Origin of the sequence: Propionivibrio sp., from assembly GCF_029255185.1 — a bacterium.
Classification (GTDB): domain Bacteria; phylum Pseudomonadota; class Gammaproteobacteria; order Burkholderiales; family Rhodocyclaceae; genus Propionivibrio.
In genome coordinates this window covers 1-24,005 of record NZ_JAPUVO010000134.1, presented here as the reverse complement: position 1 = coordinate 24,005, position 24,005 = coordinate 1, and the positions used below count along the sequence as shown (strand labels likewise).

Annotated in this window: 30 protein-coding genes and 3 tRNA genes; 16 read left to right on the top strand and 17 right to left on the bottom strand. The window is 57.5% G+C overall.

Translation table 11 applies throughout. The features are described from left to right. Positions 1-42: 42 nt before the first annotated feature. Genes argS through Q1J43_RS15245 form a run of 4 tightly spaced genes read left to right on the top strand, consistent with a single transcriptional unit; the run spans position 43 to position 3,927 of the window. Entirely contained in the window at positions 43-1,815 is a 1,773-nt protein-coding gene (argS, locus tag Q1J43_RS15260; RefSeq protein WP_301103367.1) for an arginine--tRNA ligase, read from the top strand. Between the two features lie 34 nt (positions 1,816-1,849). After that, the gene (locus Q1J43_RS15255; protein ID WP_301103366.1) at positions 1,850-2,461 is read left to right on the top strand and encodes an SPOR domain-containing protein; all 612 of its coding nucleotides are present in this window, start codon (positions 1,850-1,852) and stop codon (positions 2,459-2,461) included. A gap of 10 nt (positions 2,462-2,471) precedes the next feature. Further along, the gene (locus Q1J43_RS15250; protein ID WP_301103365.1) at positions 2,472-3,122 is read left to right on the top strand and encodes a thiol:disulfide interchange protein DsbA/DsbL; all 651 of its coding nucleotides are present in this window, start codon (positions 2,472-2,474) and stop codon (positions 3,120-3,122) included. Between the two features lie 13 nt (positions 3,123-3,135). Beyond that, on the top strand, positions 3,136-3,927 hold the full coding sequence (locus tag Q1J43_RS15245; protein WP_301103364.1) for an SDR family oxidoreductase: 792 nt from the start codon (positions 3,136-3,138) through the stop codon (positions 3,925-3,927). Between the two features lie 28 nt (positions 3,928-3,955). On the opposite strand, the gene Q1J43_RS15240 is transcribed toward Q1J43_RS15245, so the two are convergent. From Q1J43_RS15240 to mnmG, 13 genes are all read right to left on the bottom strand, one after another. Then, positions 3,956-4,378, bottom strand: coding sequence for a F0F1 ATP synthase subunit epsilon (locus tag Q1J43_RS15240; protein WP_301103363.1), 423 nt, complete (start codon positions 4,376-4,378; stop codon positions 3,956-3,958). A gap of 62 nt (positions 4,379-4,440) precedes the next feature. Then, the gene (gene atpD / locus Q1J43_RS15235; RefSeq protein WP_301103362.1) at positions 4,441-5,841 is read right to left on the bottom strand and encodes a F0F1 ATP synthase subunit beta; all 1,401 of its coding nucleotides are present in this window, start codon (positions 5,839-5,841) and stop codon (positions 4,441-4,443) included. Positions 5,842-5,877: 36 nt separating this feature from the next. Beyond that, positions 5,878-6,744, bottom strand: a complete 867-nt coding sequence (gene atpG, locus Q1J43_RS15230; RefSeq protein ID WP_301103361.1) for a F0F1 ATP synthase subunit gamma — start codon at positions 6,742-6,744, stop codon at positions 5,878-5,880. 18 nt (positions 6,745-6,762) lie between these two features. Next, positions 6,763-8,301 (bottom strand): F0F1 ATP synthase subunit alpha, encoded by a 1,539-nt coding sequence (gene atpA / locus Q1J43_RS15225; protein WP_301103360.1) that lies wholly within the window; start codon positions 8,299-8,301, stop codon positions 6,763-6,765. Positions 8,302-8,310: 9 nt separating this feature from the next. Beyond that, the gene (locus tag Q1J43_RS15220) at positions 8,311-8,847 is read right to left on the bottom strand and encodes a F0F1 ATP synthase subunit delta (RefSeq protein WP_301103359.1); all 537 of its coding nucleotides are present in this window, start codon (positions 8,845-8,847) and stop codon (positions 8,311-8,313) included. A 5-nt stretch (positions 8,848-8,852) separates the two neighbouring features. After that, positions 8,853-9,323, bottom strand: coding sequence for a F0F1 ATP synthase subunit B (locus Q1J43_RS15215; RefSeq protein ID WP_301103358.1), 471 nt, complete (start codon positions 9,321-9,323; stop codon positions 8,853-8,855). Between the two features lie 39 nt (positions 9,324-9,362). Then, a complete protein-coding gene (gene atpE / locus Q1J43_RS15210; RefSeq protein ID WP_301103357.1) occupies positions 9,363-9,611 on the bottom strand; it encodes a F0F1 ATP synthase subunit C in 249 nt (82 codons plus the stop codon). A 60-nt stretch (positions 9,612-9,671) separates the two neighbouring features. Beyond that, the gene (gene atpB, locus Q1J43_RS15205) at positions 9,672-10,541 is read right to left on the bottom strand and encodes a F0F1 ATP synthase subunit A (protein ID WP_301103356.1); all 870 of its coding nucleotides are present in this window, start codon (positions 10,539-10,541) and stop codon (positions 9,672-9,674) included. Positions 10,542-10,543: 2 nt separating this feature from the next. Further along, positions 10,544-10,885 (bottom strand): ATP synthase subunit I, encoded by a 342-nt coding sequence (locus tag Q1J43_RS15200; RefSeq protein ID WP_301103355.1) that lies wholly within the window; start codon positions 10,883-10,885, stop codon positions 10,544-10,546. Positions 10,886-10,970: 85 nt separating this feature from the next. Continuing rightward, a complete protein-coding gene (locus Q1J43_RS15195; protein WP_301103354.1) occupies positions 10,971-11,813 on the bottom strand; it encodes a ParB/RepB/Spo0J family partition protein in 843 nt (280 codons plus the stop codon). After that, complete coding sequence (locus tag Q1J43_RS15190) at positions 11,810-12,610, bottom strand: AAA family ATPase (protein WP_301103353.1); 801 nt, start codon at positions 12,608-12,610, stop codon at positions 11,810-11,812. The genes Q1J43_RS15195 and Q1J43_RS15190 overlap by 4 nt, the downstream gene beginning before the upstream one ends. 1 nt (position 12,611) lies before the next feature. Further along, positions 12,612-13,259, bottom strand: coding sequence for a 16S rRNA (guanine(527)-N(7))-methyltransferase RsmG (gene rsmG / locus Q1J43_RS15185; RefSeq protein WP_301103352.1), 648 nt, complete (start codon positions 13,257-13,259; stop codon positions 12,612-12,614). Beyond that, a complete protein-coding gene (mnmG, locus tag Q1J43_RS15180; protein WP_301103351.1) occupies positions 13,256-15,178 on the bottom strand; it encodes a tRNA uridine-5-carboxymethylaminomethyl(34) synthesis enzyme MnmG in 1,923 nt (640 codons plus the stop codon). The genes rsmG and mnmG overlap by 4 nt, the downstream gene beginning before the upstream one ends. Before the next feature lie 322 nt (positions 15,179-15,500). On the opposite strand from mnmG, the gene Q1J43_RS15175 reads away from it, so the two are divergent. The 5 genes from Q1J43_RS15175 to Q1J43_RS15155 all read left to right on the top strand — a co-directional run bounded on the left by Q1J43_RS15175 (position 15,501) and on the right by Q1J43_RS15155 (position 18,472). After that, a complete protein-coding gene (locus tag Q1J43_RS15175) occupies positions 15,501-15,878 on the top strand; it encodes a c-type cytochrome domain-containing protein (RefSeq protein WP_301103350.1) in 378 nt (125 codons plus the stop codon). Positions 15,879-15,999: 121 nt separating this feature from the next. Then, on the top strand, positions 16,000-16,380 hold the full coding sequence (locus Q1J43_RS15170; RefSeq protein ID WP_301103349.1) for a hypothetical protein: 381 nt from the start codon (positions 16,000-16,002) through the stop codon (positions 16,378-16,380). A gap of 6 nt (positions 16,381-16,386) precedes the next feature. Beyond that, positions 16,387-16,881 (top strand): RNA polymerase sigma factor, encoded by a 495-nt coding sequence (locus Q1J43_RS15165; RefSeq protein WP_301103348.1) that lies wholly within the window; start codon positions 16,387-16,389, stop codon positions 16,879-16,881. Next, complete coding sequence (locus Q1J43_RS15160) at positions 16,878-17,675, top strand: anti-sigma factor (protein ID WP_301103347.1); 798 nt, start codon at positions 16,878-16,880, stop codon at positions 17,673-17,675. Before Q1J43_RS15165 ends, Q1J43_RS15160 begins: the two co-directional genes overlap by 4 nt. Positions 17,676-17,797: 122 nt before the next feature. Next, a complete protein-coding gene (locus tag Q1J43_RS15155; protein WP_301103346.1) occupies positions 17,798-18,472 on the top strand; it encodes a hypothetical protein in 675 nt (224 codons plus the stop codon). Between the two features lie 26 nt (positions 18,473-18,498). On the opposite strand, the gene Q1J43_RS15150 is transcribed toward Q1J43_RS15155, so the two are convergent. Further along, positions 18,499-18,954, bottom strand: a complete 456-nt coding sequence (locus tag Q1J43_RS15150) for an RNA methyltransferase (RefSeq protein WP_301103345.1) — start codon at positions 18,952-18,954, stop codon at positions 18,499-18,501. 131 nt (positions 18,955-19,085) lie between these two features. Here Q1J43_RS15150 and Q1J43_RS15145 point away from each other — a divergent pair, with 131 nt between their 5' ends. Continuing rightward, positions 19,086-20,153 (top strand): alkene reductase, encoded by a 1,068-nt coding sequence (locus Q1J43_RS15145; RefSeq protein WP_301103344.1) that lies wholly within the window; start codon positions 19,086-19,088, stop codon positions 20,151-20,153. 39 nt (positions 20,154-20,192) lie between these two features. Beyond that, positions 20,193-20,582, top strand: a complete 390-nt coding sequence (locus tag Q1J43_RS15140) for a thioredoxin family protein (RefSeq protein WP_301103343.1) — start codon at positions 20,193-20,195, stop codon at positions 20,580-20,582. 58 nt (positions 20,583-20,640) lie between these two features. Here the strand turns inward: Q1J43_RS15140 and Q1J43_RS15135 are convergent, their stop codons facing one another. Continuing rightward, on the bottom strand, positions 20,641-21,417 hold the full coding sequence (locus tag Q1J43_RS15135; RefSeq protein WP_301103342.1) for a methyltransferase domain-containing protein: 777 nt from the start codon (positions 21,415-21,417) through the stop codon (positions 20,641-20,643). Between Q1J43_RS15135 and Q1J43_RS15130 the strand changes: the two genes are divergently transcribed. Beyond that, a complete protein-coding gene (locus tag Q1J43_RS15130; RefSeq protein ID WP_301103341.1) occupies positions 21,400-21,945 on the top strand; it encodes a hypothetical protein in 546 nt (181 codons plus the stop codon). The two genes, Q1J43_RS15135 and Q1J43_RS15130, sit on opposite strands and share 18 nt — an antisense overlap. 11 nt (positions 21,946-21,956) lie before the next feature. Here Q1J43_RS15130 and Q1J43_RS15125 read toward each other — a convergent pair whose 3' ends face one another. Beyond that, on the bottom strand, positions 21,957-22,412 hold the full coding sequence (locus Q1J43_RS15125; protein ID WP_301103340.1) for a PhaM family polyhydroxyalkanoate granule multifunctional regulatory protein: 456 nt from the start codon (positions 22,410-22,412) through the stop codon (positions 21,957-21,959). A gap of 97 nt (positions 22,413-22,509) precedes the next feature. Beyond that, a complete protein-coding gene (locus tag Q1J43_RS15120; RefSeq protein ID WP_301103339.1) occupies positions 22,510-23,307 on the bottom strand; it encodes a class I SAM-dependent methyltransferase in 798 nt (265 codons plus the stop codon). Positions 23,308-23,489: 182 nt separating this feature from the next. Between Q1J43_RS15120 and Q1J43_RS15115 the strand changes: the two genes are divergently transcribed. The 4 genes from Q1J43_RS15115 to Q1J43_RS15100 all read left to right on the top strand — a co-directional run. Next, a tRNA-Tyr gene (locus tag Q1J43_RS15115) sits at positions 23,490-23,571 on the top strand. A gap of 54 nt (positions 23,572-23,625) precedes the next feature. Further along, positions 23,626-23,699, top strand: a tRNA-Gly gene (locus Q1J43_RS15110). A gap of 38 nt (positions 23,700-23,737) precedes the next feature. Beyond that, positions 23,738-23,812 (top strand) — tRNA-Thr (locus Q1J43_RS15105). Between the two features lie 53 nt (positions 23,813-23,865). After that, a partial coding sequence (locus Q1J43_RS15100; RefSeq protein WP_301101068.1) for a GTP-binding protein occupies positions 23,866-24,005 on the top strand: 140 nt, incomplete at its 3' end.

Below are 24,005 nucleotides of genomic sequence, written 5' to 3'. Positions count from 1 at the left end.
GTCGTATAATCGGCCACTTGCCCCATATCAAGAAACGTTACGATGACTGACGATATCAAGCCCCATCTCGCCGCATTGATGCGCACTGCGCTAGCGAGCGTCGTGCCTGATCAGGCGGACACCGCCATCTTGCTGGAGCGTCCGAAGCAGGCTGCGCATGGCGATTTCTCGTGCAATCTGGCAATGCAGCTTGCTCGCCCGATGAAACGCAATCCGCGCGAGTTGGCTCAACTGCTGCTCTCCGAGATTCCGAAATCACCTTTTATCGAGAAAACCGAGATTGCCGGAGCCGGCTTCATCAACTTCCATCTGCACGCTTCGGCCAAGCTGGCGGTAATCCGCAGCATTCTGACCCAGGCGGAGTCTTTCGGCAGGTCGACGCTAGGTGGCAACAAGAAGGTGCAGGTTGAATTCGTTTCGGCCAATCCGACTGGCCCCTTGCATGTCGGTCATGGGCGTGGCGCGGCCTACGGCGCCAGCCTTGCCAACTTGCTGGCCTACGCCGGCTGGGATGTGACGCGCGAATACTATGTCAATGATGCCGGTCGGCAGATGGATATTCTGGCGCTCTCTACCTGGCTTCGCTATCTCGATTTCTACGCCGAAACCTGTGGCAGCGCCCCTTTCCCGACCAACGCCTATCAGGGTGAATACGTGTTCAATATGGCCGAGCAGATGAAAATCGCGCACGGCGACAAGTTTGTCCGGACCGCTGCCGCCATTCTCCAGGGCACTCCGGGTCTGCCGGACGACGAACGCGCCGACGATGATGCCAAGGCCCAGCGTGAGACGCACCTCGATACATTGATCGGAAACGCCAAGAAGCTGCTCGGCGAAGACTGGAACTACGTACACAATCACGTGCTGACCGAGCAACTCGAAGACGGTCGCAGCGACCTCGAAGAGTTTGGCGTGCACTTTGATGTGTGGTTCTCGGAAAAATCCCTGTTCGATACCGGGCTCGTTAGCCGCTGTGTCGAACGACTTGCAAAAGCGGGCTACCTGTATGAGCAGGATGGCGCCAGGTGGTTCAAGTCGTCTGCCTTCGGCGACGAGAAGGACCGCGTCGTGCAACGAGACAACGGTCTTTACACTTACTTCGCTTCCGACATTGCCTACCACTTGAACAAGTGCGAACGTGGTTTTGAACGCATCATCAACATCTGGGGCGCCGACCATCACGGCTACATCCCGCGCGTCAAGGGCGCTTTGGCCGCACTCGGGTTGAATCCGGATGTCCTCGACGTGGCGCTGGTGCAGTTTGCCGTGCTTTACCGCAATGGCCAGAAGGCATCGATGTCGACCCGCTCCGGCGAGTTTGTTACCTTGCGCACATTGCGCGAGGAAGTCGGCAACGACGCCTGCCGCTTCTTCTATGTGTTGCGCAAGTCGGATCAACACCTCGACTTCGACCTCGATTTGGCCAAGAGCCAGACCAATGACAACCCGGTCTATTACATCCAGTACGCCCACGCTCGCGTTTGTTCCTTGCTCGCGCAGTGGGACGGTGAGCCGGACGTCCTCGTCAATGCCGACCTCGCCCGCCTCGACAATCCGCACGAACTGGCGATCGCCGGCAAGCTCAGTGAATTTCCAGAGATCATTGCTGCTGCTGCCAGTGAACTGGCGCCGCACCTGATCGCTTTCTATCTGAAGGATCTGGCCGCTGAATTCCACAGCTACTATAATGCCGAACGCATGCTGGTCGACGATGTCGCGGTGAAGAATGCCCGTATCGCTCTGGCAGCCGCAGTGCGCCAGGTTATCCGGAATGGCCTGGCAATTCTAGGCGTAAGTTGCCCGCCATCAATGTAAGCATTGAAGCAGAGAGAAATTCATGAGTCATGATATGAAACCCCGAAAAAGTGGTCGTGCCGGGTTAAGAAAGAAATCGGGGGGCGGCACACTGCTTGGCCTTTTCCTTGGCCTGGTCATTGGCGTGCTCGCGGCGTCGGGCGTTGTCTGGTATATCCACAAAACGCCAGCTCCTTTTAACAACAAGGGACAGCCTTCGCCGGCTCCAGCCGTTGCACCACCACAAGTTGGTGCGGTGCCGATGGCTCTGCCAGGCAAGCCAGGTGACCCGATTCCCCAAAATAGCGATAAACCTCGCTTTGATTTCTACAAGATTCTGCCCGGAAATGCCGAAGTCATCCCGGATCCCAAGCCGGGGGATACAAAACAGGCTGACGTGGTCAAAGGCAAGACCGAAAAGGAAAGCGCTCTCACGGAGCCGATCTATTTGCAGACCGGTTCTTTCCAGAATGCCGGTGACGCTGATGGTCAGAAAGCCAAGCTTGCGATGATGGGCGTTGAAGCTTCAGTTCAACAGGTCATGTTGCAGGAAAAAGTGTGGTACCGCGTTCGCCTGGGACCGTTCAAAAAAATCGATGACGTGAATAACATGCGCTCCGATCTTGCCAAGCAGGGCATCGAAGCTAACGTCGTAAAGAAAGACTGAGGAGACTGCATTGAAAAAATACCTGAACGGATGGCTCACCGCCGTCGCCTTCACCCTGTTCTCGCTGGCACTGCCGGCACAGGCCCAGTTGGTCGTTGGTCGCGACTATGTCGCTATCGAACCGGTACAAATGACTGATAATCCGGCCAAGATTGAGGTCATCGAATTTTTCTCCTACGCTTGCCCACATTGCAGCGATCTGAATCCGCATGCCACAAAATGGGCCGCCCAACTGCCGGCAGACGTTGTATTTAGGCGAATTCCGGTTGGCTTTAACAGCCCCTTCTATCAGAGCATGGCCAGACTTTATTACGCCCTGGAAGTTACGGGCGAATTGCCAAGGCTCGACGAGGCCGTCTTCAACGCTATCCACGAAAAGGGTCTGAAGTTGATTGACGATAAAAGCATCCTCGAGTGGGTTACTGCGCAGGGTGTTGATGCCAAGAAGTTTTCTGACGCCTACAACTCCTTTGGCGTAATCAGCAAGACCAAGCGCGCCGACCAGATGGCACAGGCGGCCAAGATTCGCGGTGTTCCTGCACTGGTTATTGACGGGCGCTATCTGGTGACCGGCCAGGACATAAAAACCCATGCCGATCTGCTGGCCTTGACCGACAAGCTAATCAATAAGACGCGCAGCGAACGCAGCCAGAAAAAGTAGGGGATCTGGCCGCGTGCGCTCAGCACCAATCGTCTTTATTACCGGCGCCTCTTCCGGCATCGGCAGTGCGCTGGCCAGCCACTATGCGCGACAGGGTGCGGTGCTTGGTCTGGCTGCTCGCCGTGGCGAGCAGCTCAAGGCAATCGCTGAAAAGCTCTACAGTGAAGGTGCGCAACAGGTGCGCTGTTATCCCCTTGATGTTACCGACGCCGCTGCACTACGGGCTGCGGCGGAGGACTTCATCGTGCCCCACGGCGCGCCCGACATCGTAATCGCCAATGCCGGGGTGTCTTCCGGCACTCTGACCGAATGCGCCGAAGACCTCGGGGTCATCCGGCGCATCTTCGAAATAAATGTCTATGGCATGGCCGCCACCTTCGCGCCCTTCATCGCAGCCATGCGTCAGGCGGCGACTGTCGGCAAGGCTGGACGCCTGGTCGGCATCGCCTCGGTTGCCGGCATTCGCGGCCTGCCTGGCGTCGAAGCCTACAGCGCCTCGAAAGCAGCAGCGATTACCTACCTTGAAAGCTTGCGTGTCGAAATGCGTGAGGCGGGCATCAAGGTCGTCACCATCGCTCCGGGTTACATTGAGACGCCAATGACCGAGATCAATCCCTACCGCATGCCCTTCCTGCTGTCTGCTGACGAAGCCGCCAGACGTTTCGCGCGCGCCATCGAACGCGGCACAAGCTACACCGTGATTCCCTGGCAGATGGGCATCGTCGCAAAAATCCTGCGCTTGCTGCCCAATGTGCTCTACGACAGCTTGTGCGCCAAAGCTCCGCGTAAGCCAAGGGGGCTCTGATTCGTGAATCAGACCGGGCGCAGATCAATCAATGCCGGTTGCGTATTCTCTTGATCGTCTGCAACTGGGCGACCGCTTGCGCCAGTTCCGCCTCAGCGGCAGCATAGCTGACATCGGCGTCGCGGTTCTTCAGTGCCTCTTCTGCGCGCCGCTTGGCTTCAATAGATTTTGCCTCGTCCAGATCGTGGGCACGAATCGCCGTGTCAGCCAGCAGGGTAATTAACGTCGGCTGCACTTCCAGCACGCCACCGGAAACATAGACGAGTTCGTACTCTTCGCGATCCGGGATTTTCAAACGCACCGTACCTGGCTTGATCCGGGTCAACAAGGGTGTGTGACGCGGATAGATGCCCAACTCACCGGCTTCGCCGGGAAACACCGCGAAGTCAGTCTCGCCGGAGAAAATAAGTTCCTCGGCACTGACAACGTCAACATGGACTCTGAGTGGCATGCTTTTTTTCCCCTATGCGGGTCGCGTGCCAGCCTGGAACACGACGCCGCTATGGATTGAGCTTAAAGGGTTTTGGCCTTCTCGAACACTTCCTCGATACCGCCGACCATGTAGAAGGCCTGCTCGGGAATGCTGTCACACTCGCCGTTGCAGATCATTTTGAAGCCCTTGATCGTTTCCTTGAGCGGAACGTACTTGCCCGGCGAACCTGTAAAAACTTCAGCCACGTGGAAAGGCTGCGACAGAAAACGCTGGATCTTGCGCGCACGATACACGGCCAGCTTGTCTTCCGGAGACAGCTCGTCCATGCCCAGGATGGCGATGATGTCGCGTAATTCCTTGTACTTTTGCAGCGTCATCTGTACCGCACGCGCCACCTGGTAGTGCTCTTCGCCAACGACTTGTGGATCAAGCTGGCGCGAGGTCGAATCCAGCGGATCAACCGCCGGGTAGATACCCAGCGAGGCGATGTCACGCGAAAGCACGACGGTCGAGTCAAGGTGCAGGAAGGTGGTTGCCGGAGACGGGTCGGTCAAGTCATCGGCGGGTACATAGACGGCCTGGATCGAGGTGATCGAGCCGACCTTGGTCGAGGTGATGCGCTCTTGCAGACGTCCCATTTCTTCAGCCAGGGTCGGCTGGTAGCCCACCGCCGACGGCATGCGGCCGAGCAGCGCCGAGACTTCAGTGCCGGCCAGCGTGTAGCGGTAGATATTATCGACGAAGAACAGGATGTCGCGGCCATCGTCACGGAAGCGTTCGGCCATCGTCAGACCGGTCAGCGCGACGCGCAGGCGATTGCCCGGTGGCTCGTTCATCTGGCCGAAGACCATCGCCACCTTGTCGAGAACGTTCGAATCCTTCATCTCGTGGTAGAAGTCGTTGCCTTCGCGGGTACGCTCGCCGACCCCGGCAAACACCGAGAGACCGGAGTGCTGCTTGGCGATGTTGTTGATCAGCTCCATCATGTTGACCGTCTTGCCAACCCCTGCGCCGCCAAACAGGCCGACCTTGCCGCCTTTGGCAAAGGGACAAACGAGGTCGATTACCTTGATCCCGGTTTCGAGCAGATCGACCGACGGTGACAGTTCGTCAAACTTTGGCGCCAACTGGTGAATGGCGCGACGCTCTTGCGTGGCAATTGGCCCGGCTTCGTCAATCGGCCGGCCAAGCACGTTCATGATTCGGCCAATCGTTGCGTCACCCACCGGAACCGAGATTCCGGCGCCGGTATTGTTGACCTTCATGCCGCGCCTCAAGCCGTCTGAAGAGCCCATGGCGATCGTGCGCACGACGCCATCACCGAGCTGCTGCTCGACCTCAAAGGTCAGATCCGCCTCGCAGCCGTTATGCTCTTCGGACTGGTCGAGCAGAAGTGCGTCGTAGATTCGGGGCATCGCATCGCGCGGGAACTGGATGTCCACCACGGCGCCGATACACTGAACAATGTTTCCTTGACTCATCGTCGTATCCTCAATCAATAAACTAGGTTCTCGTGGTCAGACAGCCGCTGCGCCACTGACAATTTCGGAAAGCTCTTTGGTGATTGCTGCCTGGCGGGCCTTGTTGTATACCAGCTTGAGTTCACCAATGACGTCCTTGGCGTTGTCAGAAGCTGACTTCATGGCCACCATGCGCGCGCTCTGCTCGGACGCCATATTCTCGGCGACTGCCTGGTACAGCAAAGCCTCGACGTAGCGTACCAGAAGGTCATCGATCACCGCCTGGGCATCCGGCTCGTAGATGTAGTCCCAGCGATTGCGGCTGTTGCTCCCGACCAGATCGCCGGACAACGGCAGCAACTGCTCAATAACCGGTTCCTGCTTCATGGTATTGACGAAACGGTTATAGGCAATATACAGGACGTCGATTTCACCCCGGATGTAGGCGTCGAGTTGAACCTTGGCCGGCCCAATAAGTTTTTCCAGATGCGGCGTATCGCCCAGAGCCACCACCTGCGACACCAGATTGGCGCCGCTGCGCATCATGAAGCCAAGCCCCTTGTTGCCGATGGCGGTGACCTGAAGCGTCTTGCCCTCGGCGTCCCACTCTTTCATTCGACTCAGAGCCAGACGCAGGATATTGGTATTCAGCCCCCCGCACAGCCCCTTGTCAGACGTTACGGTGATCAAACCGACGGCCTTCGCTTCCTCTCGCTTGAGCAGGAAAGGATGGCTGTAATCGGTCAGTGCATGGGACAGATTGCCGGCAACACGCCTGATTTTCTCGCCGTAGGGGCGGGCAGCGTGCATCCGATCTTGCGCCTTGCGCATTTTCGATGCGGCCACCATCTCCATGGCCTTGGTGATCTTGCGCGTACTTTCGACGCTCTTGATCTTGTTGCGTATTTCCTTGCCGCTCGCCATGGCAATCTCCTTGATCGATCAGGCCAGCGTGGCCTTGAACTCCTCGATCGCCTTGGTGAGCTCATGCTCAGCGTCAGCATCAAGTTCTTTGCTCGTCTCAATCTTGTTGATGAGGCCGGCGTATTTTTCCTTGACGAAGTCATGCATATGCTTCTCGACTTCAAGCGCTTTTTTTACCGCGACATCGTCGAAGAAGCCCTTGTTGACCGCGTGCAGGGTGATCGACATTGCGGCAATCGCCATCGGCGAATATTGCTGCTGTTTCATCAATTCGGTGACCAGACGGCCGCGCTCGAGTTGCTTGCGTGTCGCTTCGTCCAGATCCGATGCAAACTGCGCAAAGGCTGCCAGTTCGCGATACTGGGCGAGCGCCAGCCGCACGCCGCCACCGAGCTTCTTGATGACCTTGGTCTGAGCTGCGCCACCGACGCGCGACACCGAAATGCCGGCATCGATGGCGGGCCGGACACCGGAGTTGAAGAGGTCGGTGTCGAGGAATATCTGGCCGTCGGTAATCGAAATGACGTTGGTCGGGACGAAGGCCGAAACGTCGCCAGCTTGCGTTTCGATGATCGGCAGGGCAGTCAGCGAACCGGTCTTGCCCTTGACTTCGCCGTTGGTGAACTTCTCGACCCAGGCTTCAGAAACACGCGCGGCGCGCTCCAGCAGGCGGGAGTGCAGATAAAAGATGTCACCCGGATACGCTTCACGACCCGGCGGACGACGCAGCAGCAATGAGACCTGACGATAGGCCCAAGCCTGCTTGGTCAGATCGTCATAAATGATCAGCGCGTCCTGGCCGCGATCACGGAAGTATTCCCCCATCGTGCAGCCCGAATATGGGGCGATGTACTGCAACGCCGCCGATTCGGCAGCGGTTGCGGCGACGATGATGGTGTAATGCATCGCGCCGTGTTCTTCCAGACGGCGCAGGACGTTGGCGACAGTTGAGGCTTTTTGGCCGATCGCCACGTAAATGCAGATCAGGTCCTTGCCCTTTTGATTGATGATGGTATCAATGGCTACCGCGGTCTTACCGGTTTGACGGTCACCAATGATCAGTTCGCGTTGGCCGCGACCGATTGGAACCATCGCATCAATTGACTTCAGACCGGTCTGCACCGGTTGTGAAACCGATTTACGCCAGATGACGCCCGGAGCGACCTTTTCGATCTTGTCAGTCAGCTTGGCGTTGATCGGTCCCATGCCGTCAATCGGCTGGCCGAGCGAGTTGACCACACGCCCAAGCAACTCTGGCCCGACCGGAACTTCAAGGATGCGACCGGTTGTCTTGACGATATCGCCTTCGGTGATCTGTTCGTATTCGCCCAAAATCACTGCGCCCACCGAGTCACGCTCGAGGTTGAGCGCCATGCCGAAGGCGCCTCCCGGAAATTCGAGCATTTCACCCTGCATCACGTCAGCTAGGCCGTGCACCCGGCAAATGCCGTCAGTCACCGAGACGACGGTACCCTGTGTACGGGTTTGCGCGCCTACATCCAGATTCTGAATCTTGCTCTTGATCAGTTCACTGATCTCGGACGGATTCAATTGCATGAATTTCTCCTAATTCTTAAGCGCCGTGGCCATTGCCTCAAGCTTGCCGCGGACGGAAGCGTCGAGGACCTGGTCACCTACCGCCACCTTGATTCCACCAATCAGCGCGGCGTCCACCTCGACATGAGGCTGGAGTTTGCTGCCAAAATGGGCTTCAAGCTGGCTCGTCAGATTTTTCAGTTGTGCAGCGTCGAGAGGATAGGCGCTGGTAAGCACCGCGTCCTTGACTCCCTCTTCTGCGCTCTTGAGTTGCTCGTAGATTTCCTGGATTTGCGCCAGGACGTCGAGCCGTTCGTTCTCGGCCAGGATGCCAACAAAAGAGGCCAGTTCTTGGTTGCCGGCTTCACCGGAGAGTGAAACAAACAGATCAGCGACCTGCCCTGCGGAAAACTTCGGATTACCAACGACCCTGGTCATTTCGGCGTCTTGCGCGATGGCAGCAAGCCGCTGCAATCGATCCGACCAGGCCGCCAGCGCCTTACTTTCCAGCGCCAGGCGAAATACTGCCTGCGCATAGGGACGAGCGATGGTGACGGATTCAGCCATGAGCGTTACAGGTCCTGTTTGATCGAAGCTAACATGTCGGCATGCACCTTGGCATCGACCTCGCGGCGCAGAATCTTCTCGGCGCCAGCGACGGCCAGTTCGGCGACACGTTCACGCAGTGACTCTCGGACGCGGGCAGCTTCCTGCTCGATCTCAGCCTTGGCCCCGGCAACAACCTTGTCGGCTTCCAGCCTAGCCTGAACCGTGGCTGCCTCGATGATATGCAATGCGCGCTTTTCAGCCTGTGCCAGAACCTCAGCCACTTTTTCCTTACCCTCGCGCAGGGTTTCAGCCGAGCGTTTGGAGGCGAGATCCAGACTCTGCTTCCCACGTTCAGCAGCAGCGAGGCCATCGGCGATCTTTGTCGCGCGTTCGTCGAGCGCCTTCATGATGGGCGGCCACACGAACTTCATCGTGAACCACGCCAGAATGAAGAACACAACGATCTGGGCGACCAGAGTTGCGTTCAGATTCACGGTTATCTTCCCTCTGAAAGGTTGATGGGAGATGTCCGATTATTTGAGGACGAAGGGGTTGGCGAAGGCGAACATCATGGCGATACCGACGCCGATCAGGAAGGCCGCGTCAATCAGACCGGCCAGCATGAACATCTTGGTTTGCAGTTCGTTCATCAACTCGGGCTGGCGGGCGGAAGCTTCAATATACTTGCCACCCATCAGGCTGATGCCGATACAAGCCCCGATAGCACCCAGGCCGATGATCAGGCCGCAGGCCAGCGCTACATTACCCAGAACATGTTCCATAACCACTCCTTCAAATTGAGTTACTAAGTTAAAAACCAAAACGACAACAAATTATTTCGCCTAATGCCCTTCGTGCGCCTGGCCGATATACACCAGCGTCAGCATCATGAAGATAAAGGCTTGCAGCACGACAATAAAGATATGGAAAAGCGCCCACCCGGTACCGGCAATCACGTGACCGATCCATAACAGAGGTCCGGTCAGACCCGCCGATCCGCCATAGGCCGCACCCATCAGAGCGATCAGCATGAACAGCAGTTCGCCAGCGTACATGTTGCCGAACAGACGCATGCCATGCGAGACGGTCTTGGCCAGAAACTCAATCATCTGCATCAGAAAGTTCGGGATATAGAGCAGCGGATGGTTACCAAACGGGGCTGTAAAGAGTTCGTGCACCCAGCCGCCCAGGCCCTTGATCTTGATGTTGTACCAGAAGCAGAGAAGCAGCACGCTGACCGACATGCCGAGCGTTCCGTTCAGATCCGCCGTCGGCACTACGCGCAGGTAGGCGTGTGGATTCCCAGTCAGGGTCTGCCACATCCAAGGCAGCAGATCAACCGGCAGGAAGTCCATCGAGTTCATCAGGAACACCCAGACAAACACGGTCAGCGCCAGCGGTGCAACAAATTTACGCGACTGCTCGCTGTGCACAATCGACTTGGCCTGATTGGCCACCATCTCAATCAGAACTTCGAGGGCTGCTTGGCCACGTCCGGGAACGCCTGAAGTCACCTCCCTGACTACGCGCATCATCAGGAACAAGCCCAGCACGCCCATCAGGAGCGAAAAGAAAACGGTATCGAGGTTAATGATGCCAAAGTCAACAATCGATGACTGCACATGTCCGGTGGTATTCAACTGCGTTAGATGGTGGACGACGTATTCGCCAGCGTTGGGAGCGTTTGCCGCAGCTTCGTGACCAGTAACCATGATCAGGACTTTTTCCAAAAAGCTAAAAAACCTGCTTGCAAAGCAAGCCCCAGTCCGATCAGCATGGAAGGCCAGTGCAGATCGGCGTACTCTCTCACGATAAAAACCAGCAAACCAACTGTCGCAGCAATCTTGACGAATTCGCCGAGAAAAAAATTAGCCAGGTAGGATGCTCCGGGGCGATTAGCCGCGAGCTTCAGGCGCAAGGCAAACAAGAAGTTGGGGAGAGCACACGCCACCCCGCCCAGTGCTGCCGACACCGCCCCCCGCGTTCCTGCGAAGAAACCAGCTACTGACGCTGTAATTATTACCGCCCCTGCCTGCAGAAGGATAGCTCTGAACATGAGAAAGATGAAAAACAGTCCGCTGCAGGGTATCCGGTCTACTGTAAAACTTTCGATGGTTTATGTCAATTGAAATTGGCGCAGATTAGCGCATCCGTTGCAGGATTCCTTCCAACTGATCGAGATCGCCAAATTCAATCTGTATTTTTCCGGCACCCTTCCGGTTGGTGCGAATTTCCACCTGCGCTCCGAGAAAATCGGAAAGTTCCTCCTGCAAGCGCAGAACATCACGATCAGGTTTTTTGGCTTCAGGCTCTTTCGGAGTCTTTAGAGCCTGCTGAGCCAGCCGCTCAGCATCGCGTACCGACAGGCCCTTGTGTACCACGCGCTGGGCGAGCTGAATTTGCAGCGCGCCGGACAAAGGCAAGAGGGCGCGGGCATGACCCATGTCAATTTGCCCATGCATCAACAATTCCTGTACTGGTGTAGCCAGTTGCAATAGTCGCAGGAGATTCGACGCCGCTGGGCGCGAACGGCCCACGGCATCGGCCGCTTGCTGATGGGTCATTGAAAACTCATCAATCAGACGTTGCAAACCCTGTGCCTCTTCGAGCGGATTGAGATTTTCGCGTTGGATATTCTCGATTAGCGCCATGGCCAGCGCCGATTCATCCGGAATTTCGCGGATCAGGGTCGCCACCTCGGTCAGCCCGGCCATCTGGGCGGCACGCCAGCGACGTTCTCCGGCGACAATTTCAAACCGGTCTGCTAGATCGCCCAGTGGACGGACGAGGATGGGCTGCATCAGGCCTTGTACTCGAATCGAGGCGGCTAATTCTTCAAGCGAAGCGCTGTCCATCTGGGTGCGCGGCTGGTATTTCCCCGGTTGCAGTTGGCCCACCGGCAACGCACGTTGCTGTTCCTTGCCCTGCGTTTCGTTGCCAGCCAATAACGCATCAAGACCGCGGCCAAGCCCTTTCAGTTTCATTGTGTTGCTCCTTGTTCGGTCTCGGAAAGCGCGATTCCATCGCGTCGATCCAGCATTTCCTGCGCCAGTGCCATGTACGCCTGGGCGCCTTTGGAGACCCGATCAAAGGCAATCACCGGTTTGCCGTAGGATGGCGCTTCAGCCAGACGCACGTTACGCGGAATGATGGTGCAATAGACCTTGCTACCAAAGTGATTGACCAGTTCGCCCGAGACCTGCTGTGTCAGGGTTGAACGTGGATCAAACAGGGTCCGTAGCAACCCCTCGATTTCGAGTTTCGAATTGAGGTTGGCGCGTACTTTCTTGAGTGTGGCAACGAGATCGGTCAGCCCTTCCAGCGCGTAGTATTCGCACTGCATCGGGATCATCACCGCTTGCGCCGCGACCAGTCCGTTGACGGTCAACATGTTCAATGCCGGCGGGCAGTCCATCAGGATGAAATCATAGTCATTCAGCGCCGGAGCCAGGGCATCGCGCAGACGGTACTCACGGCCGTCCATCTCGATCAGGTCGACCTCGGCACCGGCCAGTTCACGATTGGCGGGAAGAATGTCAAAACCGAAATCGGTGTGAATCAACGCTTCGGCGAGCGTCGAGCGGCCGATCAGAATCTGGTACACAGTCGGTAGCGCCACGCGCTTGACGACGCCGCAACCGGTCGTGGCATTGCCCTGTGGGTCGAGGTCGATCATCAGCACGCGCTGCCCGAGGGCGGCCAGACAGGCGGACAGGTTGACCGCTGTCGTCGTTTTGCCAACGCCGCCCTTCTGGTTGGTCACTGCCAGTATTTTCACCAACTCAACTCTCCCCTTGACGCCGTGCGTCGCTACGACTCAAGACCACCAGGTGCCGCTCCCCGTCCACACCCGGCACCGCCAGTTGATGCACAGCATCGACTACGACAGTTTCCGGGAGGCGAACAATTTCAGCGTGCGGCCAGATCCCTTTCATGGCCAGCCAGCGCCCGTCGGCGCTGAGCAAATGCTGTGTCAGATCGACAAAGTCAGCCAGTTCGGAAAATGCTCGCGACGTAATCGCCACAAAGCCATGCAGCGGATGATACTGTTCGACTCGTCCGCAGTGAACGGAAATATTGGGCAAGGCCAATTCAATCACTGCTTGCCGCAGGAAAGCCGCCTTTTTCGAATTGCTGTCAACCAGGGTCACGCGCAAATCCGGATGGGCGATGGCCAGGGGAATCCCTGGCATGCCACCGCCGCTGCCGACATCAAGCAGGTGTCCCAAAGGAACAAAAGGCAGCACGGCCAGCGAATCGAGTAGGTGATGGCTAACCGCTTTGTCCTGTTCGCGCAGCGCGGTCAGGCTGTAGGTCTTGTTCCACTTGTAGAGCAGGGCCGCGTAGGCAAGTAGTTTTTCCTGCGCGGCCAGCGGCAGGACAAGGCCTAGGTCGCCCAGTCCCTGTTGAAGTAGCAGCGCTTGACTCATGCCGTCGTCCTGTGTGCCGCATCAAGGCCGCCGCGTTTGAGATGGACGAGCAATATTGAAATTGCCGCCGGCGTCATTCCCTGAATCCGCGAAGCCTGACCGATGGTCTCCGGTTGGTGGCGGATCAACTTCTGCTGAATCTCGATGGACAGGCCGCCAATCCGGCCATAGTCAATGGTCTCGGGCAGACGCGTCTCTTCACTGCCGAGATTCCTCGCTACCTCATCGGCCTGGCGGTCGATATAGCCCTGATATTTGGCCTGAATTTCGACCTGTTCGGCGACCAGGGGGTCGGCCACGCCGGCCTCAGTTTCGCCCGCTCTTTCATCTGCGCCCAAGCGTAGGCTGATCAGTGCCGAATAGTTCACGCCAGGTCGCCGCAACAGATCGTACAGCGTGTATTCGCGCTCAATTGGCTGGCCGAGCACGCGCGTCACGGCTTCGACCGATACTCTGGACGGGTGCACCCAGGTCGACTTCAGTCTTTCCTGTTCACGGGCGATTGCCTCGCGCTTGTCGCAGAAGGCCGCCCAGCGCGCCTCATCGACCAGACCCAGGCAGCGACCGTGCTCGGTCAGGCGCATGTCGGCGTTATCCTCGCGCAGGGAAAGACGGAATTCGGCACGGCTGGTAAACATCCGATAGGGCTCGGAAACTCCACGCGTGATCAGGTCGTCAACCAGGACGCCCAGATAGGCCTCGTCGCGCCGCGGCGTCCACGCCGCCTTGTCTTGCGCCTGCAAGGCGGCATTGGCACCGGCCAGCAGGCCCTGCGCAGCGGCTTCTTCATAGCCGGTCGTGCCGTTGATCTGCCCGGCGAAAAAGAGTCCACGTATGGCCTTGGTTTCAAACGATGCCTTGAGGCCGCACGGATCGAAATAATCATATTCGATGGCGTAGCCAGGGCGCAGAATGTGGCAGTTCTCAAGGCCGCGCATCGAACGCACAAGGGCTAGCTGCACGTCGAAAGGCAGGCTCGTTGAAATCCCGTTTGGGTAGATCTCGTGCGTCGTCAACCCCTCCGGTTCAAGGAAGACGTGGTGGCTGTTTTTGGCGGCAAAGCGATGAATCTTGTCTTCAATCGACGGGCAGTAGCGCGGCCCGGCACCTTCGATGACTCCGGTATACATTGGCGAACGGTCGAGGTTGGCGCGGATGATGTCGTGCGTCTGCTCATTGGTACTGGTGATCCAGCAGGGCAACTGCCGCGGATGGGCGCTGGCCTTGCCGATGAGCGAAAATACCGGCAGCGGACTGTCCGAGTGCTGCTCTTCCATCACCGAGAAATCGATCGTCTTGCCGTCCAGCCGCGGCGGCGTCCCCGTCTTCAGACGCCCGGCCGGCAATTGCAGCTCGCGCAGGCGTAAGGCCAGCGACAGCGAAGGCATATCGCCCATGCGGCCGCCAGAGGTATTCGATAGTCCAACGTGGATCAGGCCATTGAGAAAAGTTCCGGCGGTCAGCACCACGCTGCGCGCTGCAAAACGGACACCAAGCTGGGTCACCGCTCCGACCACAGCATCGCCCTCGACGATCAAATCGTCGCAGGCCTGGGCAAACAGGGTCAGGTTCGGCTGATTCTCAAGCCGGCTGCGGATGGCTTGGCGGTAAAGCACGCGATCAGCCTGCGCACGGGTCGCGCGCACGGCGGGCCCCTTGCTGGCGTTGAGGATGCGGAACTGGATACCGGCTTCGTCGGTAGCCGCAGCCATGGCGCCGCCGAGTGCGTCGACCTCTTTGACCAGATGCCCCTTGCCAATGCCGCCGATCGACGGGTTGCAACTCATCGCGCCCAGCGTATCGAGGCTGTGTGTCAGCAGCAGTGTTCTGGCGCCCATGCGTGCACTGGCGAGCGCGGCCTCGGTGCCGGCGTGGCCACCACCGACCACAATGACGTCGAAACGGTCAGGAAACTGCATAAGGAATCCGAGAAGTCCGGGAATGCTGTAGGGCTGCGGATTCTACGCCAATTCGCTGAAAAATAACAGGTTTCGGCTGCTTTTCGGCGTTGCTTTCTGCAGTGTCGTGATCGAGTCCGATACATGACACTGCACTTGTTGGGCGTCAGCGAGGGGCACAATTCTCAGGCAAGGCAAGCAAATGACTACTTGTCATCGCGGAGGAGACTGGTGCTTTCCCGCGTAGTAGGTTTATAGTACGCGGCGAAGACCCCGTGTCGTTTCAGCCGTGTCGTGTGCGGGGATAATAGCTGGAAAAACAGACGCGTTGGAAGGGGACAGTATGATGAAAACCGGAATTTTGCGGGGCGGCGCCCTTTTTGCCGTCACATTTGTTCTTGCCGCCTGCGGCCAAAGGGAGGTCAGCTACAAAGCGGATGTCCAGCCCATCCTCAAGCAGTACTGCCTGGAATGCCATGTCGAGGGTGGTGATGGCTACACGAAGAGCGGCCTGCTCATGACCAGTCATGAAAGCCTGATGAAAGGCACCAAGTTTGGCAGCATTATCAAGCCCGGAGACAGCCTGAGCAGTGTCCTCATCATGCTGGTCGAAGGCCGTGCCGATCCGTCGATTAAAATGCCCCACGGCAAGGCGTCCATGCCCCAGGACAAGATCGAGGTACTCAAGCAATGGGTAGTGCAGGGCGCCAGGAACAACTGAGGGCCACGCTTGACGAGTAAGCTGCGACGCCATGGCAGTTATTTTCTGCTTATTGGAATAAGCGCAGCCTTCGCCTCGTTCATGCAGGTGTAGGACCCCTAAAACATCAAAGGAGATACACATGAATACGTCCAAGTTGACACTTGCCCTGTTCTTGACCACCACCCTGGCCGTCTTTTTCGCCTACGAGGCACGCGCCGCCGCGCCAGTTGCGGTGTCCGGCGGCATGCTCACGGGCAGCAATGGCATGACGCTTTACACCTTCGATAAGGATGTTGCCGGCAAGAGTATGTGCAATGACGCCTGCGCAAGTAACTGGCCCCCACTTTTAGCCATGAGTGGTGATGCCGCCAGCGGCGATTACACCGTCATTACTCGTGATGATGGCAAGAAACAGTGGGCTTTGAAGGGTAAACCGCTCTATTACTGGGCCAAGGACCAGAAGCCGGGTGACAAGACTGGTGATGGCATTAATAGCGTCTGGCACGTCGCCAAGCCATAAGATTGCGTGGATAGCAGCGCGCTTCTGGCCGAAATTCCCCGCCTGCGCCGGTATGCGCGGGCGTTGCTTGGTGATCGCGCTGCGGCCGACGATCTGGTGCAGGACACGCTTGAGCGGGCCTGGCGTCAGTTAATGCAGTGGCAGGTCGGCAGCGACCTGCGTGCCTGGCTGTTCAGCATCATGCACAACCTGTGGGTTGATCAGTTGCGCCGTCCGGTGCTGCCCACACAGGCCATTGATGGGGAGGATTTCGAGGTGCCGACGCGCCCCACCCAGGCCGACGAGCGCGAGGTAAAGGATCTCGAGTCCGCGCTATGCTTGCTTCCCGATGAACAGCGTGAAGTGGTGCTGCTCGTTGCCCTGGAAGAAATGAGTTATACGGCAATTTCCGCAATGCTTGGCATACCGGCGGGTACCGTCATGTCGCGCCTTTCTCGCGGGCGTGAAAGGCTGCGTCTGATCATGGATGGTCAGCAGCCCCGGCTGAAAGTCGTGCGATGAGCAATCACTTGATCAGCGAAACTGACCTGCACGCCTACGTCGATGGCGCCCTGCCCGCAGCACGGTATGTCGAGTTGGAGAACTATTTTTCCGTGCAAGCGGACGATGCCGAGCGCGTAAGGGCTTACCTGGTCCAGAATCAGGCGGTCAAAGCCGTGTTCAGAGCGGTGCTCGACGAGCCATTACCGGAGAATTTGCACGCGCTGGCTTCACCACCAGCGCGTGCCATGCTCGCCCGGCCATTTCTGGCGCGCTGGTCGCTGCAACGTAGCGCGGCTGGGTTTGTAATCGCGCTGCTCGGCGGTGTCGCCGGCTGGCTGGCGCACGGCCAGGATTCCCCGCCGGAAAGCGTTGCCAGACTGACGCCTCTTCCCCGGCAGGCCGCTGTGGCGCATGCGGTGTTCAGCCCGGATGTGCGCCGTCCGGTCGAGGTGGATGCCGAACATGAAGACCAGCTCGTGGCCTGGCTTTCCAAACGCCTGGGTACGCCAGTACATCCGCCCAGGCTAGGCGAGCTCGGTTACGAACTGATCGGTGGCCGCCTGCTGCCTGGCAATACCGGTCCTGTCGCGCAATTCATGTATCACGACGGCAGCGGGCAACGGTTGACGCTCTACCTAAGCACCGAAAACGCCAGCAACCAGGAAAGCGCTTTCCGCTTCGCCCGGGAGGGCAAGGTCAATGTCTTTTACTGGATCGACGGCAAGTTTGGCTACGCCCTGTCGGCCAGCATCGACAAAGACGAACTGGCACGCGTCGCAAAAGTGGTCTACGAGCAGATCGAGCGCAAGTAGCCGCGCTGCGAATCGTTGTCGCATAAAATTGTTTTCTCGCCAAGCACCTTCATCGAGACCGTGGTGCGGGGCGTATGCTGTTCGGTACTATCAACGCACGATTTACATTGAGGAGAAGCGCTATGCAACACCCGTTAAAATTGTCCGTATTAAGCGTAGTCGTCGCAGCCGCAGCCGGTTTTGGCTCGGTAGTTGTTGCCGGGCAGGATGCACCGCCCAAGAAAATGGGATTTTTCGTAACCAGTGTCGGCTCAGGCAAGGGAGGTGATCTGGGTGGGCTGGCCGGCGCCGACAAACACTGTCAAGCGCTCGCGCAAGCGGTTGGCGCTGGCGGGCGAACCTGGCGCGCCTACTTGAGTACCAGCGCCTCGGGTGCAACGTCGGCGATCAATGCCCGCGATCGAATCGGTGCCGGTCCCTGGTATAACGCCAAAGGCGTACTGGTTGCGCGTAACGTCGATGAGTTGCACTTGGACAATAATCTCAATAAACAGACGGCGCTCACCGAGAAGGGCGATGTGGTCAATGGTCGGGGTGACACGCCGAACACGCATGACATGCTGACCGGTTCGGATTCGCATGGCCATGCCTTCCCGGGAGAGCTGGATACCACCTGCGGTAACTGGACGAAAAGCGGTGATGGCTCGGCACAGGTAGGCCATCACGACAGGACAGGGCTGGATGGCAAACCGCCCGCCAAATCGTGGAATCATTCGCATCCGTCACGCGGCTGCAGTGTCGATGCGCTGAAGAGTAGCGGCGGGGGTGGCTTGTTTTACTGCTTCGCCGCCAAATGAATCTGTGCCATGGCCGGTGGCTTATGCTACCGGCCTGGTTTTTTGTGCGATTTGGCCAAGCGGTCGTAGAGCACAACGTTGACCGTTGCGGCAAGATTCATGCAGCCAACAGTGGGGATATACACCACATCCGTACACCAGGCGCGGATCGTTTTGTCCAGGGTTCCGTCCTCCGGGCCAAAGATATAAAACGCCTGCTCGGGATGCGCGTATTCCGGCAGCGGTCTGGCGCCTTTGACCAGTTCCACGGCGACCGGGGTGCAGCCTAGCGGGATGATCTGTTGTAGGTCTTCAATGCCGATCAGCGGTATCTTTTGGAAAACCTTCTTGGTGTCGGTGACAAACTCCTTTGCGCGGTCATAACGAACACCGGTGTAGAACACTGTGTTGACGCCATAACAGCCTGCGGCGCGCAGTACCGAGCCGACATTCTCCGGTGTCTTGGGGTTGATGAGTCCGATACAGCAGAAACCTTTGCTCATGGCGCGTGGGCTCAAATGGTCAACGGCCATTGTACGGGTTTAATCGCTTTGTCTCTTTGTCTCCGCGCCGGATCAAGACCCACGCAATTGCGGTACTATGACGATCGCCCAATCCCGAAAAAATAGATTTCATGACCACGTTATTCGACCCGCTTGTACTTGGCGCCCTGACGGTACCCAATCGCATTTTCATGGCCCCCTTGACCCGTTGCCGGGCTGGCGCCGAGCATCTTCCGAATGCCATGATGGCCCAGTATTATGCCCAGCGTGCCAGTGCCGGACTGATCATTGCCGAAGCCACCATGGTCATTGAGGGCAACTCCTCGTTCTGGACGGAGCCTGGAATCTACTCTAACGCTCAGGTCGCTGGCTGGAAACTGACGACCGATGCCGTGCATGCGGCGGGTGGTCGTATATTTCTCCAGCTCTGGCATGGTGGGCGGGCTTGCCACCCACTGCTTAACGGCGATGCCCAGCCGGTGGCGCCCAGTCCTCTGGCCATAAACGGCGACGAGGTGCGCACACCGCAGGGTAAAAAGCCTTACGTCATTCCGCGCGAACTGCGTGATGATGAATTGCCCGGGATTGTCGCAGGCTTCAAAAAAGCTGCCGAAAATGCTCTGGCCGCGGGCTTTGACGGCGTTGAGGTGCATGGTGCAAACGGTTATCTACTCGATGAATTTCTGCGTGATGGTGCCAACCAGCGTGTCGGTCCTTATGGGGGAAGCCTTGAAAACCGGGCGCGACTGATGTTCGAAGTGATTGATGGGGTCAGCAGTGTGTGGGGTAGCGATCGGGTCGGTTTGCGCATTTCGCCGCTCAACAGCTACAACAGCATGATCGACAGTGATCCGATCGGCTTGTCCACCTGGCTTGCAGAACGGCTGAATGCCTTTGATCTGGCTTATCTCCATCTCATGCGTGGCGATTTCTTCCAGCAACAAAATGGTGATGTGGTGACCCCGGTTCGTGCGCATTATCAAGGGGTACTGATTGGCAATATGGGCTACACCGGTGACGAGGCGAGCGCCGCCATTGCACAGAGGAAAGTTGACGCCGTTGCCTTCGGCACCGGTTTCCTGGCCAATCCTGACCTGCCGGCCCGGATCAAGGGCGGTGCACCCCTGAATCAGCCACAGCCCGCCAGTTTTTATACTCCGGGGCCCGCTGGCTATACCGATTATCCGTTATGGCCGTGACTAGCCATCATGCCTTTGCAGCAACATGTAGGTACGGCCATGGAGCATCAGGCTCCTGAGGAGTTTGTGGTGGTCTGCCTGTGTGCCCAATGGTGCGGTACCTGCCGTGATTACATGGCGGGTTTCACTGGGCTGGCGGTGGAGTTTCCCGGAGTCCGCTTTCTCTGGTTGGATATTGAAGAACAGGCAGACGATCTGGGCGATCTGGACGTCGAAAATTTTCCGACACTATTGATCAGGCGCAGCGATTCGGTTCTTTTCTTCGGAACGATGCTGCCCCACTTGAGCTATTTGCGCAGGTTGATCGAGACGTTTCAAGAGCAGACGCCGGAGCAAAGCCGGGACTATGCATGGTCAAACCCGGAACGACGCAACTGGCAGGAAAATACGGATCTGCTTCGACTGGGTCGAGGGAAAGTTTTTGCATGATCCGGAAGGCCCGCCGCGCATGGATGAAGCACTTCACTTCAGAGGGCAGAGCCGGGGGTTAGCGGCGAGTTTTGCGTTTGCCACTGCGTGCTTGCTGGCGCTGAAGAATTTTCTGCGCGGTCTTGTCAAGTTCAACGGGGTGCAACGCTTCGAGTGCGCCCAGGCGATCAGTCAAGTCCTTGAGCGTTGGCGGGAAGTCGCCGCCTTTACCGGCAAAGACAATTTTATTCTCGCCTTCATCGGCTTCGACGACGACTGCGTTTCCGTTAAACGAATCGCTGATTCTGGCGATATAACTGCCGTAACCGGTATCGTCGGCACAAAGGTTTACGACGAGAACGCCGCCCGGGCGCAGGGCGGCATGGCAATTGTCATAGAACATGGCGCTGCATAGTTGGCGCGGTTGCCCGTTGCGATCAAAACCATCAATCAGAAGGATGTCAAATGAGTTTTTTGAATTGCGCACGGCATCAGCGCCATCGGCACAGACCACCCGAAAACGTGCATCGTCTTCCGGAATGCCAAATTCCTTGCGCAGTGCGACTACTTCGGAGGAAATTTCAATCGCCGTGAAATCCGTTTCGGGTAAGCGAAGGTGACAATATTTGGCCAGCGATCCACCACCGAGCCCGATCATCGCGATACGCTTCGGCTTTGGCTGGAAAAGCAGAAAGCCCATCATTGTCCGCGTATAGTCGAGAATCAGGCGTTCTGGTTCGGCCTTGAGCATGCGGCTCTGAATGGTCGGAAAGTCGAAGTGTAGTGACAGCGCTCCGTTCTCTTCATGCAGGAGTGGCGTCTCAGGTGTGGGGGTGTTATGAAATGCCTTGAACATGAAGGTATTATCGCCTGTTGCGTTGCTTTGGCACGCTGCCAAGCTCAAAATGGACTTCTGTGCGCGCTGGCCCTGGCTTTTGCCGCGTCAGCCGACGAACTGCCTTCAGTGCAAACGGCCTTGGGTTCACCACAGTTGGGCGATTGTGTCGTTTTTCGTGAAGGCGGCAGCGGACGTATCCTCAAGACGCCGACCTACTGGCTGAAAGGTTCGATTGCCGCTATTTCACACGAGCGTCGTTTAGCGGGCCGTTGCCCGGAAATCGGCAAGCTGGCGTCGAACTATACGCGCGCAGACTGGGCGCGTGTCGCGGCGGCTACACCTTGTGTCGGGAACGATGCCGAGATTCGTGAGGTGGCGGTGCTGCGTATCCGTGTGGTCGTCGAGGCGTGGGAAACGCCGTGGTCGAATCAGCATGGAACGGTAGGCTGGCTGTTTCGCGGCCAGTTTCTCGAGCAGCCCCTGAAACAGGGAGGACTGATCGAAATGGACGCCACCTGGCTGGAGCACTGTGAACACGGTTCATGAACGCGCCCGTATCAGGACGATTTCTTGCCAGGTTTGGTCGTCGGTGCCGACGCCTCGTCCTGTTTCTCCATCGAATGCTGCATCTGCGTTTGTATCTGTTGCATCAGCGCCCACGGCCACACGGCCGACTCGTAAGGGTCTGGCGCTGGCGTATTAGTTTCGTTGGCAGCCTTGGCTGGTCCGGCGACAGGGGACGGCGCTGCCGGAGTCGGATCAGGCTTGATGCTGCCCATGGCGCGCACAGCATTGAGAGTGCTGCACTGCATTTCGAGGGTTTGAATGGTCATTTGTAGCATTGACAGGTTCATCTTCAGCCAGCCTTCGACCGCCTTGAGATCGACTAGCCGTTTTTCCAGTTCGTCGACGTCAAAGGTCGGAGTAACCATTCCGGGCAGCGAAAATCCCATTTTTCCCCAGAGATTCTGGGCGAATTCAAGCGGGTCGTTTGCAGAGTTGATTTTCGGCATGGCGTGACTCCTGTAATGGTGATGTCAGAGTACAGCTTCATCATAACGCCAATCTTGTTCGTCATCGTGGTCAAACTCATTGTTGTCGTCGGTTTGTTTAGCGGCGGTAGCAGTACAGCCGGGTTTGCCGGCCATCATCAACGGTGATGACGCTGCTGGCATCAAGCTCGGGAATAGGGAAGCTGTTGCTGATAAAAAGGCTTCCTGCGCTCATCTCACGTTGAATTTTTGACCATAATTTGGGCATCGGGGCCGGGGAGAGGAAAGCATAAACCACATCGTACTCGGCAAGGTTGGCGCGCCAGATGTTGCCCCAGCGCCAGTTGCAGTTAGCCAGTCTGGCCGTGCGCAGGTAGCCGATGAGCCAGGTGGCCGGCGCGTTTTCGATGCCACTGAGTTGCGCATCAGGCCGTGCCCTGGCGAGCGGGCGCAGCACGCTACCGATACCGGCCCCGAGGTCGATAAAGCGCAGGCCCGGACGCTCTGACAGGAGTTCGGCCAGGACGCTTGCTGTAGCATTGTTGGAAAGATAGAGCGGTATCTGGCCAGTGACTGCGCCGCGATAAAACAGCGATACCAGGATGAAAGCCAGCAAAAACCAGCCAGGATCGATCGCCAATTCGGCTATACCCCAAGCCAGCGGGGCGAAGAGTGTGTGGATCAATCGCCACCACCATGGCTGGTGGGTTAGGCTGGCGAGCAGCAGGGCAACGCCGCCGATGAGCAGGGCGGTTTCAGGCCAGGGCAGGGCTTCATTGCGGATTCCGAAATAGGGCCAGGCCAGCGAAAGAACGACGAATGCCGCAGCGCATTGCAAGGCCAGTTGTCGCAAATGCGGTCGGTTTTGCGCTTGCAGATCAGTGTCAGTTTCGGGTTCAGAGTTGGGAGAATGCAAGGCTGGACTCCAGTGATTTCGCGGTATTGTATCCGCTGTCGAACTGATAGGTTTGAGCGTCTATTCCATCAAAGCGAGAGAAATAATGTATATCGGCATGATTTCTGCTACAATATCGCCCGGCTCGAAAAAAACTGTTTGACAATCCTTTGTGGGGGCGTCAGAATTTTCTGTTCTGAGTTGGAGGGATACCCAAGCGGTCAACGGGATCAGACTGTAAATCTGACGGCTCTGCCTTCGAAGGTTCGAATCCTTCTCCCTCCACCGAGAATGCTGCTGTAAGTGGTCTTGTTGCTTGTTTTGCGGGTAAGTGGTTGCGCGGGTGTAGCTCAATGGTAGAGCTGAAGCCTTCCAAGCTTAAGACGAGGGTTCGATTCCCTTCACCCGCTCCACGCAGCAGTGTTGTGGCTGTGAAATTGGCAGGTAGGATGCCCATGTAGCTCAGTGGTAGAGCACTCCCTTGGTAAGGGAGAGGTCGGCAGTTCGATCCTGCCCATGGGCACCAGTGTTTATGATTACTGAAGGTTTTCTAACATTTAACGTATTGAGGTACCGGCAATGGCTAAGGCAAAATTCGAACGTACGAAGCCGCACGTAAACGTCGGCACGATTGGTCACGTTGACCATGGCAAGACCACCTTGACGGCGGCGATCACGACGATCCTGGCGAAGAAGTTTGGTGGAGAAGCCAAGGCCTA

What these genes read in the sequence shown, in the direction of transcription:
- Q1J43_RS15140 (WP_301103343.1), top strand. Translation starts at nt 20,193, where the DNA reads ATGGAGCATCAGGCTCCTGAGGAGTTTGTGGTGGTCTGCCTGTGTGCC.
- Q1J43_RS15240 (WP_301103363.1), bottom strand. Translation starts at nt 4,378, where the DNA reads ATGCCACTCAGAGTCCATGTTGACGTTGTCAGTGCCGAGGAACTTATT.
- atpB (WP_301103356.1), bottom strand. Translation starts at nt 10,541, where the DNA reads ATGGTTACTGGTCACGAAGCTGCGGCAAACGCTCCCAACGCTGGCGAA.
- atpE (WP_301103357.1), bottom strand. Translation starts at nt 9,611, where the DNA reads ATGGAACATGTTCTGGGTAATGTAGCGCTGGCCTGCGGCCTGATCATC.
- argS (WP_301103367.1), top strand. Translation starts at nt 43, where the DNA reads ATGACTGACGATATCAAGCCCCATCTCGCCGCATTGATGCGCACTGCG.
- Q1J43_RS15150 (WP_301103345.1), bottom strand. Translation starts at nt 18,954, where the DNA reads ATGAGCAAAGGTTTCTGCTGTATCGGACTCATCAACCCCAAGACACCG.
- Q1J43_RS15135 (WP_301103342.1), bottom strand. Translation starts at nt 21,417, where the DNA reads ATGTTCAAGGCATTTCATAACACCCCCACACCTGAGACGCCACTCCTG.
- rsmG (WP_301103352.1), bottom strand. Translation starts at nt 13,259, where the DNA reads ATGAGTCAAGCGCTGCTACTTCAACAGGGACTGGGCGACCTAGGCCTT.
- Q1J43_RS15255 (WP_301103366.1), top strand. Translation starts at nt 1,850, where the DNA reads ATGAAACCCCGAAAAAGTGGTCGTGCCGGGTTAAGAAAGAAATCGGGG.
- mnmG (WP_301103351.1), bottom strand. Translation starts at nt 15,178, where the DNA reads ATGCAGTTTCCTGACCGTTTCGACGTCATTGTGGTCGGTGGTGGCCAC.
- Q1J43_RS15200 (WP_301103355.1), bottom strand. Translation starts at nt 10,885, where the DNA reads ATGTTCAGAGCTATCCTTCTGCAGGCAGGGGCGGTAATAATTACAGCG.
- Q1J43_RS15125 (WP_301103340.1), bottom strand. Translation starts at nt 22,412, where the DNA reads ATGCCGAAAATCAACTCTGCAAACGACCCGCTTGAATTCGCCCAGAAT.
- Q1J43_RS15195 (WP_301103354.1), bottom strand. Translation starts at nt 11,813, where the DNA reads ATGAAACTGAAAGGGCTTGGCCGCGGTCTTGATGCGTTATTGGCTGGC.
- atpA (WP_301103360.1), bottom strand. Translation starts at nt 8,301, where the DNA reads ATGCAATTGAATCCGTCCGAGATCAGTGAACTGATCAAGAGCAAGATT.
- atpD (WP_301103362.1), bottom strand. Translation starts at nt 5,841, where the DNA reads ATGAGTCAAGGAAACATTGTTCAGTGTATCGGCGCCGTGGTGGACATC.
- Q1J43_RS15130 (WP_301103341.1), top strand. Translation starts at nt 21,400, where the DNA reads ATGAAATGCCTTGAACATGAAGGTATTATCGCCTGTTGCGTTGCTTTG.
- Q1J43_RS15175 (WP_301103350.1), top strand. Translation starts at nt 15,501, where the DNA reads ATGATGAAAACCGGAATTTTGCGGGGCGGCGCCCTTTTTGCCGTCACA.
- Q1J43_RS15160 (WP_301103347.1), top strand. Translation starts at nt 16,878, where the DNA reads ATGAGCAATCACTTGATCAGCGAAACTGACCTGCACGCCTACGTCGAT.
- atpG (WP_301103361.1), bottom strand. Translation starts at nt 6,744, where the DNA reads ATGGCGAGCGGCAAGGAAATACGCAACAAGATCAAGAGCGTCGAAAGT.
- Q1J43_RS15170 (WP_301103349.1), top strand. Translation starts at nt 16,000, where the DNA reads ATGAATACGTCCAAGTTGACACTTGCCCTGTTCTTGACCACCACCCTG.
- Q1J43_RS15145 (WP_301103344.1), top strand. Translation starts at nt 19,086, where the DNA reads ATGACCACGTTATTCGACCCGCTTGTACTTGGCGCCCTGACGGTACCC.
- Q1J43_RS15220 (WP_301103359.1), bottom strand. Translation starts at nt 8,847, where the DNA reads ATGGCTGAATCCGTCACCATCGCTCGTCCCTATGCGCAGGCAGTATTT.
- Q1J43_RS15155 (WP_301103346.1), top strand. Translation starts at nt 17,798, where the DNA reads ATGCAACACCCGTTAAAATTGTCCGTATTAAGCGTAGTCGTCGCAGCC.